At 56.9% G+C, this 13,750-nt stretch carries 15 protein-coding genes and 1 pseudogene; 11 read left to right on the top strand and 5 right to left on the bottom strand.

The genetic code is table 11. The features are described 5' to 3' along the window. The 3 genes and pseudogenes from IOB61_RS02820 to IOB61_RS02810 all read left to right on the top strand — a co-directional run. Window positions 1-138, top strand: a pseudogene (locus IOB61_RS02820) (response regulator); the annotation flags it as partial. Beyond that, window positions 135-1,274 carry a chemotaxis response regulator protein-glutamate methylesterase gene (locus IOB61_RS02815; RefSeq protein WP_290811865.1) on the top strand — a complete coding sequence of 380 codons (1,140 nt, stop codon included), beginning with the start codon at window positions 135-137 and terminating at the stop codon, window positions 1,272-1,274. The pseudogene IOB61_RS02820 and the gene IOB61_RS02815, both read left to right, overlap by 4 nt. Continuing rightward, complete coding sequence (locus tag IOB61_RS02810; RefSeq protein ID WP_290811863.1) at window positions 1,271-2,107, top strand: protein-glutamate O-methyltransferase CheR; 837 nt, start codon at window positions 1,271-1,273, stop codon at window positions 2,105-2,107. The genes IOB61_RS02815 and IOB61_RS02810 overlap by 4 nt, the downstream gene beginning before the upstream one ends. Here the strand turns inward: IOB61_RS02810 and IOB61_RS02805 are convergent, their stop codons facing one another. Beyond that, on the bottom strand, window positions 2,108-3,913 hold the full coding sequence (locus IOB61_RS02805) for an acyl-CoA dehydrogenase (protein WP_290811860.1): 1,806 nt from the start codon (window positions 3,911-3,913) through the stop codon (window positions 2,108-2,110). A gap of 188 nt (window positions 3,914-4,101) precedes the next feature. On the opposite strand from IOB61_RS02805, the gene IOB61_RS02800 reads away from it, so the two are divergent. Genes IOB61_RS02800 through IOB61_RS02790 form a run of 3 tightly spaced genes read left to right on the top strand, consistent with a single transcriptional unit; the run spans window position 4,102 to window position 5,952 of the window. Next, entirely contained in the window at window positions 4,102-4,740 is a 639-nt protein-coding gene (locus tag IOB61_RS02800) for a YceI family protein (protein WP_290811857.1), read from the top strand. A 3-nt stretch (window positions 4,741-4,743) separates the two neighbouring features. Further along, on the top strand, window positions 4,744-5,328 hold the full coding sequence (locus IOB61_RS02795; protein ID WP_290811854.1) for a cytochrome b: 585 nt from the start codon (window positions 4,744-4,746) through the stop codon (window positions 5,326-5,328). Between the two features lie 15 nt (window positions 5,329-5,343). Then, window positions 5,344-5,952 (top strand): YceI family protein, encoded by a 609-nt coding sequence (locus IOB61_RS02790; RefSeq protein ID WP_290811851.1) that lies wholly within the window; start codon window positions 5,344-5,346, stop codon window positions 5,950-5,952. Window positions 5,953-6,014: 62 nt separating this feature from the next. Here IOB61_RS02790 and IOB61_RS02785 read toward each other — a convergent pair whose 3' ends face one another. Then, window positions 6,015-6,503, bottom strand: a complete 489-nt coding sequence (locus IOB61_RS02785; RefSeq protein ID WP_290811848.1) for an SgcJ/EcaC family oxidoreductase — start codon at window positions 6,501-6,503, stop codon at window positions 6,015-6,017. 165 nt (window positions 6,504-6,668) lie between these two features. Here IOB61_RS02785 and IOB61_RS02780 point away from each other — a divergent pair, with 165 nt between their 5' ends. The 4 genes from IOB61_RS02780 (at window position 6,669) to arfB (ending at window position 9,999) form a co-directional block, all read left to right on the top strand. Continuing rightward, complete coding sequence (locus IOB61_RS02780; RefSeq protein WP_290811845.1) at window positions 6,669-7,610, top strand: L-threonylcarbamoyladenylate synthase; 942 nt, start codon at window positions 6,669-6,671, stop codon at window positions 7,608-7,610. An 83-nt stretch (window positions 7,611-7,693) separates the two neighbouring features. Then, window positions 7,694-8,899: a pyridoxal phosphate-dependent aminotransferase gene (locus tag IOB61_RS02775; RefSeq protein ID WP_290811842.1), complete on the top strand. Its 1,206-nt coding sequence runs from the start codon at window positions 7,694-7,696 to the stop codon at window positions 8,897-8,899. A 50-nt stretch (window positions 8,900-8,949) separates the two neighbouring features. Further along, on the top strand, window positions 8,950-9,570 hold the full coding sequence (locus IOB61_RS02770) for a TIGR02466 family protein (protein WP_290811839.1): 621 nt from the start codon (window positions 8,950-8,952) through the stop codon (window positions 9,568-9,570). Between the two features lie 9 nt (window positions 9,571-9,579). After that, the gene (gene arfB / locus IOB61_RS02765; RefSeq protein ID WP_290811836.1) at window positions 9,580-9,999 is read left to right on the top strand and encodes an alternative ribosome rescue aminoacyl-tRNA hydrolase ArfB; all 420 of its coding nucleotides are present in this window, start codon (window positions 9,580-9,582) and stop codon (window positions 9,997-9,999) included. A gap of 65 nt (window positions 10,000-10,064) precedes the next feature. Here the strand turns inward: arfB and IOB61_RS02760 are convergent, their stop codons facing one another. Further along, complete coding sequence (locus IOB61_RS02760) at window positions 10,065-10,268, bottom strand: cold-shock protein (RefSeq protein ID WP_085337997.1); 204 nt, start codon at window positions 10,266-10,268, stop codon at window positions 10,065-10,067. A 256-nt stretch (window positions 10,269-10,524) separates the two neighbouring features. On the opposite strand from IOB61_RS02760, the gene IOB61_RS02755 reads away from it, so the two are divergent. Next, the gene (locus IOB61_RS02755) at window positions 10,525-11,373 is read left to right on the top strand and encodes an alpha/beta hydrolase-fold protein (protein WP_290811830.1); all 849 of its coding nucleotides are present in this window, start codon (window positions 10,525-10,527) and stop codon (window positions 11,371-11,373) included. A 6-nt stretch (window positions 11,374-11,379) separates the two neighbouring features. Here the strand turns inward: IOB61_RS02755 and IOB61_RS02750 are convergent, their stop codons facing one another. Both IOB61_RS02750 and IOB61_RS02745 read right to left on the bottom strand, forming a co-directional pair. Beyond that, window positions 11,380-12,309: a hypothetical protein gene (locus IOB61_RS02750; protein WP_290811827.1), complete on the bottom strand. Its 930-nt coding sequence runs from the start codon at window positions 12,307-12,309 to the stop codon at window positions 11,380-11,382. Beyond that, window positions 12,302-13,435, bottom strand: coding sequence for a GNAT family N-acetyltransferase (locus IOB61_RS02745; RefSeq protein WP_290811824.1), 1,134 nt, complete (start codon window positions 13,433-13,435; stop codon window positions 12,302-12,304). The genes IOB61_RS02750 and IOB61_RS02745 overlap by 8 nt, the downstream gene beginning before the upstream one ends. Window positions 13,436-13,750: the final 315 nt, after the last annotated feature.

Here is a 13,750-nt window from a genome sequence, read left to right as displayed (position 1 = left end):
TTCTGCACCACAGAGAATGACATTAGCGCCATCGCCCAAGCCATTGAATCGGGCGCAAACGAGTACATTATGAAGCCGTTTGACAGCGAGATAGTGCAGTCCAAATTTGCTGAAGTCGGTTTGGTCGCGCCCGTATGAGCCTGTCCCCCGCCCAACCCCTAACTGGCCAAGCCCCCGCGCGTAAAATCCGGGTGCTGGTTGTTGACGATTCCGCGGTGATCCGCGGTCTTGTGACCCGCTGGCTATCGGGGGAGGCCGATATTGAAGTAGTTGGTGCCGCTGTTAATGGTAAGGATGGCGTTGATCACGCCGAAAAGCACAAGCCTGACCTGATTATTCTCGACATCGAGATGCCGGTGATGGACGGGGTTACGGCCCTACCAGCCATCCGCAAGGTCGCGCCAAATGCCCGTGTGATTATGGCGTCTACCTTGACCCAGCGCGGCGCGGAAGTGACCATCAAGGCCTTGGCTGCAGGGGCATCTGACTATATTCCCAAGCCCGATGCGAGCCAATTGGCAGGCGCGGCCGACTATAAGCGGGAGCTTTTGGCAAAGGTTCGCAGTCTGGGTGCGCGGGCTGTTTCGGCTGCTAACCCAAGCCCAGCCTATGGCGCTGCAGCAGCAAGTTCCTCCGCGGGGCGGCCTCCCGCACCTGCCGGCCCCACGCTGCGCGCGGTGACACAAAAAGTAATCCCTGAAGCCATTTTCATTGGTTCGTCCACCGGCGGCCCAGAAGCGCTGCGTGAAGTGATTGAAGGTTTGGCCGGAAAAGTCCGCGTGCCGGTCTTCATCACCCAGCACATGCCGCCGATGTTCACCAAGATTCTGGCTGACCATTTGACCAAGCAGACCAAAGCGACGGTTGTGGAAGCAACAGATGGCCTGCAAGCCCAGCCCGGCGTCTTCTATATTGCGCCCGGTGATCGCCACATGATCATCAGTCGCAACCTGACCGTCACCCGCATCAGTTTAAGCGACGCCCCGCCTGAAAACTTCTGCCGCCCGGCAGTCGACCCCATGTTCCGGTCGGCGGCAGAGACCTATGGCGAAAAAGCGCTGGCCGTTGTTCTGACGGGCATGGGCCAAGACGGCCTGCTTGGGGCCAAGCCTTTGGTCAGCAAAGGGGCGCAACTGATCGCTCAAGATGAAGAAACCAGCGTAGTCTGGGGTATGCCCGGTGCCATCGCCCGCGCAGGCCTCGCGACAGCCTGTAAGCCAATTCAACAGATTGCTCCGGCGATCTTGAATGTTATGCGTGGAGTAAGTGTATGAAGCCCGCCGATTTTGAGTTTGTATCGACCATGGTGCGGGAACGTTCAGGCTTAGTCCTGTCAGCCGATAAGACCTATCTGGTTGAAAGCCGTCTGGCCCCGATTGCGCGCAAAGACGGCTTTGCCTCGATCGATGATCTGATCAGCGCCATCCGCGTCCGTCGCGATGCGAAGCTGATTGATGCTGTGGTCGACGCCATGACCACGAACGAAACCTTCTTCTTCCGCGATAAGACCCCGTTTGACATTTTCGAGCAGTCGATCTTGCCAGAATTGGTCGCCCGCAAGCGGGGCGGCACGATCAAAGTGTGGTGCGCGGCCGCCTCCACCGGTCAAGAGCCCTATTCCTTGGCGATGATTGCAGAAGCTATGGGCCCAAAACTGGGCGGCTGTAAGCTGGAAATCCTCGGCACCGACATTTCTGAGCGCTGCTTAGAGAAGGCCAAAGCCGGCATCTATACCCAGTTTGAAGTTCAACGCGGTCTGCCCGTGCAAATGCTGTTGAAGCATTTCAAGAAGGAAGGCGATGCGTGGAAAATCGACGACCGGCTGAAAACCAATATTCGCTACCGGACCATGAATCTGCTCGACGACTTCCGGGCCCTTGGCAAATTCGACGTGATCTTCTGCCGTAACGTGTTGATTTACTTCGACATGCCGACCAAGAAAATGGTGCTTGAACGCATGGCCCAACAAGTCGAAGGGCCAGGCTATTTGCTGCTTGGCGCGGCAGAAACCGTTCTTGGTGTCACCGACAGCTTTAAGCCAGTGGCTGGCAGCCGCGGTCTCTATGTGCAAGACCCCAGCAAGCTTGGGGCAAAGGCTGCGGCCTAATCAGCCAGCCAAAGCATCCATTTCGGGTTCAAACAAAACGTCCGAGCCTGCGGTGACCGAAGCCAACAGGCCCGGCACTTGCGCCAGCACGTTTTCGGCGAAAAAGCCTGCGAGCGAGATGCGCGCTGTCATATAGCCCGCATCGCCTGACCTAGCTTTGAGATGGCCGAGAGCCGCCAGTGCGCCTTTGGCCAAGGTCCAACCGCCTGTGACATCGCCTGCAAGCTTCAAAAAGGGCGTCGCCCCCGCCAAAGCATCGCGCTTGGCATTGCCAGATTGGGCGCGGATCAGCCAATTGGCGGCGTCAGAGAAGATATCCACCGCTTCGCTCAATCGCTTGCCAATCCATTTAACTTGCTCATTGCCGGCTTGCTCGCAAGCCAGGGCCGTAGCGCGCATTTCTTCGATCAAGGCGGCAATGGGTGCGCCGCCATCCATCGTCAGTTTACGGCTAACTAAATCAATGGCTTGGATGCCATTGGTGCCCTCATAAATCGCGGCAATCCGGGCATCACGGTAAAATTGGGCCGCACCGCCTTCTTCGACAAAGCCCATGCCGCCGTGGATTTGCACGCCCAAGGAGGCCACTTCCACCCCCATATCGGTGGACCAGCCTTTGGCGATGGGGGTCAATAATTCTTCGCGAGCTTTGGCAAGTTTCCGGGCCTCAGGGGTTGGCGCATGTTCGGAAACATCTGACGCCAAGGCCGTCATGTGGCAGATAGAGCGGGCGGCAGAGACTTTCGCCTTCATCGTCATCAACATGCGGCGAACATCGGCATGGTGGAAGATCGGGCTGGGGCCAGCCTCGGTCCAGCCTTCCGCACGACCTTGTTTGCGGTCCATCGCATACTCATAGGCCTTTTGGAACGCAGCATCGGCGACCGCGACACCCTGCAGGCCTACATTGAGGCGCGCCGAATTCATCATGGTGAACATATAGCTCAAGCCCTTATTAGGCTCTCCGATGATCCACCCTAATGCCCCACCCTTATCGCCATAGGACATGGTGCAGGTGGGAGAGGCATGAATACCCATTTTGTGCTCAAGCCCGATACAGCGCACATCATTATGGAGACCGGGATTGCCGTCCGCATCGGGGATGAATTTCGGCACGAGGAAAAGCGATATCCCCTTCACGCCCGCAGGTGCATCAGGCAGGCGCGCCAGAACCAGATGGACGATATTCTCGGCCATCTCATGCTCACCCCAGGTGATGTAAATCTTTTGGCCAAAAATCTTATACGTGCCATCCTCTTGCGGCACAGCACGGCTGGTCAGCGCCCCAACATCAGAGCCTGCCTGCGGCTCGGTCAAATTCATCGTGCCTGACCATTGGCCCGTCACCAGCTTGGGCAGATACAGCGCCTGCTGTTCGGCTGTGCCATGGGCAGACAGGGCTTCTACCGCACCCAAAGTCAGCATGGGGCAAAGCCCAAAACTCATATTCGCGGCATGCACCATTTCATGCACGGCCAAAGCCACGCCCTTGGGCAGGCCCATCCCACCAATCGCCGGATCAAACGGCACTGACAGCCAAGCACCTTCAACAAATTGCTGATAGGCTTCCGCAAAACCTTCTGGTGAAACCACCGTCCCATCGGCCTGAAGCTGCGTGCCTGCCCGATCCCCCGGTGCATTGAGTGGGGCCAGAACATCGCTGGCGAGCTTGCCTGCTTCTACCAAGATTTGCTCAACCAGATCCGAGCTTGCCTCCACAAACATGCCTTGTTCGCGCAAGGCCGAAAGCCCTGCAATCTCTTCTAGCGAGAAGCGGATGTCGCGAACGGGGGCAGCATAGGTCATGGAACTTTTTCCCAGAGGCGGTTGTTAGGTACAAAGTGACGAACTTCATCAATCCAAGCAACGGACTGTTTCAGATATTTTGGGTTTTGCCACTCGGCAAGACTGCCGATACGCACTATCTAACGCAGTGTCAGACGGTTTGCCATGATGCAAGCTGACCAAGACAATCAGCTAAAAGGACATTTGACATGCGTCGCACTTTTATTCTCGCACTCGCTGCCCCTGCCACTTTGCTCGCTTTCGCCGCCATGACGGCGACTGCCGCGACACCAGCCCCAGACGCAGCAAGAGCTGCTAATCTCGCTGCACAGCCTGCTGGCATTTATGAAGTTGAGCCTACCCATACTTCGGTCCATTGGCGCCTCGATCACAGCGGCCTGTCGACCTATACGGCCCGTTTTGACAAGATTTCGGGCACCATTAACTTCAACCCACAAAACCCAACTGCATCGAGCGCGGACATTACGATCGACGCGACCTCCGTGAATACGGGTCTGCCCAAATTTGACGCGGAAATCGCCAAGCAAGTCTTCAAGGCTGAAGCAAACCCCACCATCACTTTCAAATCCACCAAATTGACTGCGACTTCTGCCACCACGGGCACGATGACTGGCGATTTGACTGTGGCTGGCGTGACCAAGCCAGTTACTTTGAACGTGAAATACAACACCGGCCGTAAGAGCCCCTTCCGCGGTGTTCAAAATGTAGGCTTCTCCGCCACCGGGTCCATTAAACGTTCCGAATGGGGCATGAACAACTGGATTAATTTTGGAATTGGTGATCAAGTAGATCTGATCATCGAAGCTGAGTTTCTGAAGAAGGACTAAATCATGGCGGGCGAGACTTGGTCAGGGGCTAAAGAAAGCCAATCCTACACAATCGTGGCCATCCTGTTGCATTGGGTGATTGCTGCGGCAATCCTGGTGCAAATCTTGGGTGGCTGGGCGATGGAAGACCTCAAAGGACCGGAAAAGTTCGAGGCTTTCCAAGTACATAAAAGTGCTGGTCTGACCATTCTCTTGCTCTCGCTATTTCGCCTGTTTTGGCGGCTTGCCAATCCCCCACCCCCGCTGCCGGAAGGTATGAAGGGGTGGGAAGTCGCGGCCGCCAAATTCACCCACATCGCCCTTTATGCCTTAATGATTGGCATTCCATTGGGTGGGTGGGTGATTATCTCCACCTCGCCTTACAATATCGCGACCCATTGGTGGGGCTTGTTTGAGTGGCCCCGCTTGCCCTTAGCAGATCTGCCTTTCCGCAAAGAACTGAACGAAATGGCCAAAGCAGGCCATAGTGTGGCAGCTTGGGGGGTGATTGTTTTGTTTGTCATCCATGTGGGTGCCGCACTCAAACATATGTTTATCAATGAAGATGATGTGATGGCCCGCATGCTCCCCTTTATGCGGCCGAAATAAGCAAGGAACAAACCCATGTTGAAGGTTCTCACGGTCGCCAGTGTGGCGCTCGCAGCCTTAAGTGCGCCCCTTAGTCTTGCCGATGCGCAAACCGCCAAGAAGGCACCAGCCAGCAAAGCAGCGGCAGCAGCCGGTTGGACGATTGATCCCCGCCAGAGCCGCATTGCCTTTTCCACCAAATGGGCCGGCAATGCCGTCAATGGCACGTTTCGTCAGTGGTCGGGCGATATCAAGTTTGATCCCAATAATCTGGCCGGCAGCCAAGCCGTAATCACGATCATGACGGGAAGTGCTTTGACCGGCGTGAAAGAGCCCGATGATAATCTGGCTACAGCGGACTGGTTTGACGCGCGCAAATTCCCCACCGCCCGCTATGTCACCCAATCGATCCGCTCTGTGGGGCAAGGCCGGTATGTTGCAGATGGCATCTTAACCGTCAAAGGCATGAATTACCGGGTTCCCTTGCCCTTTACCGTCGCGATTTCAGGCAATGTCGCAACCATGTCGGGCCAAGTGAAACTCGACCGCATGGCGTTGAAACTGGGCCTTGAGTCCGACGCGAGTGCCGAATGGGTCGCGCGCGAAACCGTCGTAAATGTCGCCGTGCGCGCCACACGGAAATAGCCAAGAAAAAAGGCTGGAGCCTGAAAGCTCCAGCCTCATTCCTGTGATCTAACAAGCCAAGCTTACTTGGTTGGCTCTGGCATCATCGACGAATGCAAGTGGTAGATTTTCCACGCACCGTCTTCAATCTTGTAGATGAAGGAATAACGTGCCTTCACCACGGTGACAGCCTTGGTCTCTGGGTTCGTCAAAGCCACATCCCACGTGCCCAAACGGGTTGCGATGTTGCAGCCAACTTGCACGGTGCTGGTTTGGATCGTGCCGACTGGGCTGTTCTTCAAAAAGCCAACGAAATAGTCATTGATCGCGTCTGGCGTGGTGCGTGGGGTGTTGGAGACGGTTGCCAACAAGACAGCGTCCTTGGCGAACAAGGGGGTCACTTTAGCTGGGTCTTTGGTGGCCCAGGCAGCGTTGAATTGCGAGAACAGACCTTCAACTTGGGCTGGGGTCGCAGCAGCGCACTTCATTTTACCATCGCGGGCCTGCGCAGGCGCTGCGGCGGCCAAGACGGCGACGGATGATAAGGCGGCTAGGTAAGCGATACTTTTCATGATGACGACCTCCATTAAGTGCTGTCGGGCTGCATATGTCGGCGGCAGACGGGTGTAACAAGGTCGGTTTAGTCAAATTGATGTGAGCGTTACCTTTTCGTGAACGATAAATTGGCGCTGCTTCGGCTTTTTGACTTTTGGGCTCAAGCTGTCACAGGACAGGCCATGGAACAGACGCCTTTGGAACCTGCAGCTCGAGCCGCCGCCGCCCTTGCGCGCGGTGATTTGGTGGGCTTGCCGACCGAGACCGTCTATGGACTTGGGGCCGACGCTACCCAGGCAGACGCTGTGGCGAAGATTTTCGCCGCCAAGGGTCGCCCGCATTTCAATCCACTGATCTCTCATGTGGCAAGCCTTGAAGCGGCAGAAGCCCTGGGCGTTTTTTCCCCGCTCGCCCGAAAGATGGCGCATGCCTTTTGGCCCGGACCCTTGAGCCTTGTGGTGCCGCGACAGGCTGATTGTGCGGTGTGCGACTTGGCCTGTGCGGGCCTTGATACGATTGCCTTGCGGGTGCCAGCCCACCCTTTGATGCAGGAAGTCCTGCGCGCCTTTGGTAAGCCTGTGGCCGCCCCTTCTGCCAATATCTCTGGCAGGCCCTCTCCCACGACTGCCGACCATGTGCGCGCGGAGTTTGGCGATAGGCTGGCTTTGGTGCTTGATGGCGGGCCTAGTGCCGTGGGGCTAGAAAGCGCAGTCGTGGCGGTGTTGGGCGATCGAGCAACCTTGTTGCGTTTGGGCGGTTTAACGCGGGAGGCGTTAGAAGCCGTTGCAGGCCCACTTCTGACCCCTGACGCGTCAGCCAAAGCGGCCCCCGCCTCCCCCGGCATGATTTTGCGTCACTATGCGCCACAGGCACCGGTCCGCTTGAATGCAACCCACGCTCAACCGGGAGAGGTGATGATCGGCTTTGGTCCGGGCTATGAAGGGGCGGCCTTTAACCTATCGCCCAGCGGAGATCTTGCCGAAGCGGCGGCGCACTTGTTTGCCATGCTGCGCGCCGCCGATGCTCTCAACCCCACCGCCATTGTGATCGCCCCGATCCCCAAAACGGGCCTTGGCGAGGCGATTGCCGACCGACTGGCCCGCGCTGCAGACCGCTCATGCTGAAAAGACGCACCGTTTGCCCTTGCACGCACGGGCGAGCGCCGTAAAAGAGGCCTGCCTTTCTGCCCATCCATAGGATGTTTCCAATGACCCCGTTCAAGTCTGCCGCCCTTACCCGCATCAAGCCATCGCCCACGATGGCTGTGACCCAGAAGGAGCGCGAATTGAAAGCGGCAGGGCGGGATACGATTGGCCTGGGGGCTGGCGAGCCCGATTTTGATACGCCGGATAATATCAAGGAAGCCGCCATTGCCGCGATCCGCGCAGGCAAAACGAAATATACCAATGTTGACGGTATTCCTGAGCTGAAGGCAGCTATTTGCGCCAAGTTCAAGCGGGAAAACAATCTGACCTACACGCCAGAGCAAGTCAGCGTTGCACCGGGCGGCAAGCCGATCATCTATAATGCCTTCATGGCCACGCTGAACCCCGGCGATGAAGTCATCGTGCCCGCCCCCTATTGGGTGAGCTATCCTGACATTGTCCACCTGACGGGTGCGACGCCTGTGATCGTGGAAGCCACCGCCGAGGAAGGCTTCCGCCTGTCAGCCGAAAAGCTTGAAGCCGCCATCACACCGGCAACCAAATGGTTGATCCTCAATTCGCCATCCAACCCAACCGGTGCAGCCTATAGCGCAGCGCATTTGCGTGCTTTGGCAGATGTCTTGTTGCGCCACCCCCATGTGATGATCCTTACCGACGATATGTATGAGCATTTGCTCTATGACGGGTTTGAATTTGCCACCATCGCCGCGGTTGAACCCGCTCTTTATGACCGCACCTTGACGATGAATGGGGTCTCGAAAGCCTATGCGATGACGGGCTGGCGCATTGGCTATGCGGCAGGGCCTGTATGGTTGATCAAAGGCATGGCGGGGATCATGAGCCAATCGACCTCTAACCCCACCTCCATCAGCCAATATGCCGCTGTTGAAGCCCTCAATGGCCCGCAAGACTTTTTGCCAACCCGCAACAAAGTCTTCCAAGATCGCCGCGATCTGGTTGTCTCCATGCTCAATCAAGCCGCGGGCCTTTCTTGCCCAAAGCCTGAAGGCGCCTTTTATGTCTATCCATCCTGCGCTGGCCTAATCGGCAAGACCACGGCGTCTGGCGTGGTGATTGGAAATGATGAGGATTTCGCGCGCGAACTTTTGGAAGCTGAAGGTGTAGCCGTGGTGCATGGCGCAGCCTTTGGCGGCAGCCCCGCATTCCGTATTTCTTACGCGACGTCGACCGAGACCTTGGAAGAAGCCTGCCGCCGCATCCAACGCTTCTGCGCGAGCTTGAAGTAGGAAGAATCCCCCAAACTTCCCTTCCTAGCTTGTTCAGGCTAAGAGCGGCCATGGCTCAGACGCTCTCTCTTTTTGCCACGCGACTTTATCGTGCCCCTCTTGGTGGGCGCGCGCCGGAGGGGTTGCGGCAAGACTTGGCTGACGCGTGTGATATGCTGGAGCAAGAGGATGCAGCCGGCCGGCGTTGGTGTCGAGAGAATGGCTATAAGGGCTATACCTCCTATGCCTCGCTCAATGATTTGCCGACACGGATCAGTGCGTTTGGCGAGTTAAAGCGTCTGCTCGACAAGCATGCCGCAGTCTTTGCCCAAGAGGTTGGCTTTGATCTGGCGGGGGGCAAACTGAAGCTCGATAGCCTTTGGGTCAATGTGTTGCCACCGGGCGGGGTCCATACCGGCCATATCCACCCCCACAGCGTCATCTCGGGCACGTTTTATGTCACGCTGCCGGATGGGGCGTCTGCTCTCAAACTCGAAGACCCACGCCTTGCGATGATGATGGCCGCCCCAACCCGCTTGCCCGAGGCGGCCCAAGACTTACAACCCTTTGTGTTTTTGACCCCACAGATTGGCGAAGTTATCTTGTGGGAGAGCTGGTTGCGCCACGAAGTGGTGCTCAATCGGGCAAAGTCCAAGCGGGTGTCGATCAGTTTCAATTATGCGTGGGTCTAGGGTCTGCCTATGACCCCACCGACCCTTTATCCCTTTGATGAGGACGAAATCAGCGAGAGCTTTGTGCGCGCTTCTGGCCCCGGCGGCCAGAACGTCAATAAGGTTTCCACGGCCGTTGAATTGCGCTTTGATGCGGCGGCCAGTCTGTCCTTTCCCGAGGATGTGCGCGACCGCTTGATAAAGCTTGCAGGATCACGAGCAACCAAGGACGGGGTCATCGTGCTCTTGGCCCAGACTTTTCGCACCCAAGAGCGCAACCGCCAAGATGCGCGCGAACGGCTGCAAAGCCTGATTGATCGCGCCAGTGTACCGCCTCCCCCGCCCCGCAAAAAGACCCGGCCAAGCCGTGCGGCACGCGAGAAACGTCTGGTGGGCAAGGCCATTCGTAGTACGGTGAAGAAGCTGCGCGGCCGGGTGGGCGAGGATTAATCCTCAAACAGCAAAAAGGGCAGAGACCCAAGTCTCTGCCCCCAAAATGTGACGCTGCAAATCGATTAGATCAATTGCAATTCGGTCGCAGCGGTCTTGCCACGCTCAGTCTTCAGCTCATAGCTGACTTTTTGGCCGTCATTGAGGCCGTTCAAGCCAGATTGCTCAACCGCGCTGATGTGCACGAACACGTCGCCGCCACCTGCATCAGGTTGAATAAAGCCATAGCCCTTGGTTGCGTTGAACCACTTAACAACTCCGGTCGCCATTGTGGGACCCTTTCTCATAGTTTGGCCGCTTCGCGTGCTTACAGCCATAGTGACCGTGCGTTATCCGGCACAGCATTCGGCGTCTTAGAACAATGGAAGCAGGCATGGACTTCTTGCAAAAGCGGGCAAAAAGGACCATGCGACGGCAGTACCAGTTTCGTCGATCAGGCGAGTAACTAGCACAGGAATGGCGATCTACCAAATGAAACAGAGGCTGATTGGATCAACTTACGTTGATCATCTGTGTCGACGACAGATGATTGGGAGCAGCCTTGCAGCCTGCCTAGCAGTGCCATCGATTGCACGAAGCCAAGCAACAGAAACGACCCGAAGCGCCAATGTAACCATCCTCGACGAGGCGATGGCTATGCCTAGTTTAGGGCGGAAGCGGCGCATCTGGATCTATCTGCCGCCCGATTATCAGGCCTCCCGTCGCCGCTATCGCGTGATTTATATGCAGGACGGGCAAAATCTGTTTGATCGCACAACCTCTTATGCTGGCGAGTGGCAGGTAGACGAAACCCTCAATCGACTGGCGGCTTCTGGTGATCCAGGTGCCATCGTGGTGGGGATCGACAATGGCGGCAGGAACCGCACGGCAGAATATCATCCCCGTCTGCCGTGGTCGGGCCTGCCCGGTCAGGCCGATGCCTATCTTAGCTTTTTGATCGACACGTTAAAGCCCATCATTGATCGCCGCTTCCGCACATTGGCCAGGCCCGCGTCAACCCTCATCATGGGGTCAAGCTCTGGCGCGACCCTCGCGCTCTATGCCGGGATCATGCGGCCGGATGTGTTTGGCCGCGTAGGGGCTTTCTCGACGCCTTTATGGCTTGAGCCTCGTTTGGATCAACTGGCGCGGAGCCAAAAGCCCTATCGACCCGGTGCGCGGGTCTTTCTGGTGAGCGGCCGCGATGAACGGGTGGGCGATGAACCCAAAGGCATTTTCGCCAAGGATCAGCCCGCCATGGTCGAAGCTTTGGTCGCCGTTGGCTATCGGCCAGACCGGGACATACGCTCGCGCATTGTCGATGACGGCACCCATTCTGAAGGCTTTTGGGCGCGCGAGTTTGAAGGGGCGTACCGCTTCTTAACAACCAGCTAGGCCGCGCTAGGCGTCGGCCTTTTCGCGCACACCGGGGATGGCTTCGCGCAGGTCAAAGCTCGGCGTCAATTTATGCTCATGCGCCTTTTGAATCTGGATGGCCTTAAAGGCCCGCGCCAGAGCAAGCTTGCCCAGCGCGCGGGGATCAAGACCTGCTTGAATCTCTGGCTGCAACTGAAGTCTGCGGCGCAGGACCCCATTGGCATAAATGACGTTTGCTCGCAGCAAGGCCGCTGGGGTCATGAATTCGACCGATAGCGAGACATTGACCATCGGCCCATTGACGATGCGATGGGGGGCGTTTTGCGGCCACGTCACCATCATACCCGGTTCCAGCGTCACATCTTGGGCATCTTGGTCCCAAGCCAGATCAAACGGGATTTGCTCATCGGTTTCGCGCAACACAACCGCTTCAATCTGTTCAGGCCGTGCATAGGGGGCTTTTGGCGGATAGACGCGCACCTGTTTGGTGCCGCGAATTTGCCAAAGCGAAACAAGCGGAGAATCGAGATGATAAAAGACTTGCGCATTGGGTGAGGAAATCAAGACGCCAAGGTCGCGCTTCATGGTCTTCAGACCTGCGATATTGGCCTCTTTGTCGCGGAAAATCTCGTCACATAAAGCGGCATATTCGGGCAGATGCGCATTGGCGGCGCGTAAATTCAGCCAAATCCGGCCATCTTCCACGGCCTGCATCAGCTCTGCGCCACTCATGTCACCGGCCTTGCCAACCCGCCAAGACTGCCAGTCCACCGGGTCATAGCCCATGGTGAACACACCCAGTTTCTCGCGCGGATAGGTATCCAACAGCTTTGCAAGACCGGCATCGGAAAACATGGGCCGGGTGTGCAACTCATGGTGAACCACAAGGGTCTCACGCCCAAAGCGTTGCGACACATCATTTGGCCAAGAAATAATCGAAGCTGGTTTAGTCATCTAAGGACACTCTATCTGGTTGTTGCGCCTTGCCACGAGCAAGGAGACGACGCGGGGCAGAGGCTACTGCAGCCCAACCCGCATGCAAACGCCCTGCCAAGTCTGGCTCGACACTGGCGATCAAGTCCAGGCGCTTTTGGATGATGCCGATTGGGCCTTTCCGTATAGCGGTAGCAGGAATGGCGCGCCGCCCGATTTGGCCGGATTGAACCGTCACCGGGTTGCGCGAAAATTGCGATTTGTAATGGCTATGCCCTTGGGCCAAATCAATGGTGTCAATGCCAATCGTCTCGGCATAGCGGATCATCTGGCCCAGAAACACAATTCCTGGCGAATAGGGGTGCGCCTTGGGACAAGAAGAGGCAATCCACGGGTGGAACCAGCCACCTTGGCGCACGCCAAATTGCCCAGAAACCATGTAATCGCCGGCATAAAGCGTAATCAAACAACCACCAAAGGCGGGATCAGTGCGGCTAAAGAGGTCGTGCATCATCGCCTTTACCCAAGCAGGGCGCAGCACATCGGTCAGGCCTGACTCATGATATTGATCGATTTTGAGCTGCAAAACCGCTTCAAAGGCAACGGGGTCCTGATCGCCCGTGATAAATCGGATCGGCCCCAATTCACGGTCCATCTTATTGGCCAAGCGACGCAAATTCTTTGCCCATTTGGGATTGGCTTGGCGCAGGCGCTCCATCTTAGCCGCGCCACCATCTTTTATACCGATGCGATAGCCCAGAACCGGCTCAAGGACAGAACCGGCAAACAATCCATACGGATCCATCAAACCCGATACCGCCATGCGCTCAATGCCCGCCTCGGCCAAAAATGGGGTGCCATCAAGCGCAACACCTGGCTCGCTAACAACGGCTTGATAATCCGAAAAAGGCGCGCCAACGGGGCGCACATAGCCGTGACTGACGCGATGGAACGCAAAAAAAGCCACGTCGCGGCCATCTTGTGTGGCAATCGCCACCTGCACATCGCCACGATGCTTCTGAATCAATTGCGCAAAATAGGGCCCGACCAAGGGCGACCCGAATTCTTGCGTCTCCTGTTGCAGGCCCGCCCACCGCGCAATCTGGCCGTCGGTCAACGCGTCAGCAGAGATGGTGGTTATTTTCAAGGCGGGCTCCGTATTTCAGGGCACTCAATGCCCTGAATTTCACGCCTGTGTTACCACGTAAATCCTAGGATAGGGTTGATGTTGCTGTACAATGGCAGTGTTTTTCTTCATCAAGGCGGCTTTGCCTCTCCCCCAAAAGCCACCGGTTGGGTGACCAGAGTGGGTGCTAAAACGCTTCTAAACTTTCTGAAACACCCATAGCCCCGCGAGGAAAAGACCTCCGGGGGTTCGGCTTTTGCCCTTGGGATAAGGGCAGGAGGGCCGGGGCGCTAAGAGCGCGTCAATGAAGTGGGCCAGATTAACGGACTGGCCCGA

Source organism: Aquidulcibacter sp. (assembly GCF_020253525.1).
Classification (GTDB): domain Bacteria; phylum Pseudomonadota; class Alphaproteobacteria; order Caulobacterales; family Aquidulcibacteraceae; genus Aquidulcibacter.
This window is presented reverse-complemented; position numbering and strand designations above follow the sequence as displayed.

Excerpts from the sequence above, each read along its gene's own strand:
- IOB61_RS02815 (WP_290811865.1), top strand. The coding sequence starts at position 135 with ATGAGCCTGTCCCCCGCCCAACCCCTAACTGGCCAAGCCCCCGCGCGT.
- IOB61_RS02810 (WP_290811863.1), top strand. The coding sequence starts at position 1,271 with ATGAAGCCCGCCGATTTTGAGTTTGTATCGACCATGGTGCGGGAACGT.
- IOB61_RS02805 (WP_290811860.1), bottom strand. The coding sequence starts at position 3,913 with ATGACCTATGCTGCCCCCGTTCGCGACATCCGCTTCTCGCTAGAAGAG.
- IOB61_RS02800 (WP_290811857.1), top strand. The coding sequence starts at position 4,102 with ATGCGTCGCACTTTTATTCTCGCACTCGCTGCCCCTGCCACTTTGCTC.
- IOB61_RS02795 (WP_290811854.1), top strand. The coding sequence starts at position 4,744 with ATGGCGGGCGAGACTTGGTCAGGGGCTAAAGAAAGCCAATCCTACACA.
- IOB61_RS02790 (WP_290811851.1), top strand. The coding sequence starts at position 5,344 with ATGTTGAAGGTTCTCACGGTCGCCAGTGTGGCGCTCGCAGCCTTAAGT.
- IOB61_RS02785 (WP_290811848.1), bottom strand. The coding sequence starts at position 6,503 with ATGAAAAGTATCGCTTACCTAGCCGCCTTATCATCCGTCGCCGTCTTG.
- IOB61_RS02780 (WP_290811845.1), top strand. The coding sequence starts at position 6,669 with ATGGAACAGACGCCTTTGGAACCTGCAGCTCGAGCCGCCGCCGCCCTT.
- IOB61_RS02775 (WP_290811842.1), top strand. The coding sequence starts at position 7,694 with ATGACCCCGTTCAAGTCTGCCGCCCTTACCCGCATCAAGCCATCGCCC.
- IOB61_RS02770 (WP_290811839.1), top strand. The coding sequence starts at position 8,950 with ATGGCTCAGACGCTCTCTCTTTTTGCCACGCGACTTTATCGTGCCCCT.
- arfB (WP_290811836.1), top strand. The coding sequence starts at position 9,580 with ATGACCCCACCGACCCTTTATCCCTTTGATGAGGACGAAATCAGCGAG.
- IOB61_RS02760 (WP_085337997.1), bottom strand. The coding sequence starts at position 10,268 with ATGGCGACCGGAGTTGTTAAGTGGTTCAACGCAACCAAGGGCTATGGC.
- IOB61_RS02755 (WP_290811830.1), top strand. The coding sequence starts at position 10,525 with ATGATTGGGAGCAGCCTTGCAGCCTGCCTAGCAGTGCCATCGATTGCA.
- IOB61_RS02750 (WP_290811827.1), bottom strand. The coding sequence starts at position 12,309 with ATGACTAAACCAGCTTCGATTATTTCTTGGCCAAATGATGTGTCGCAA.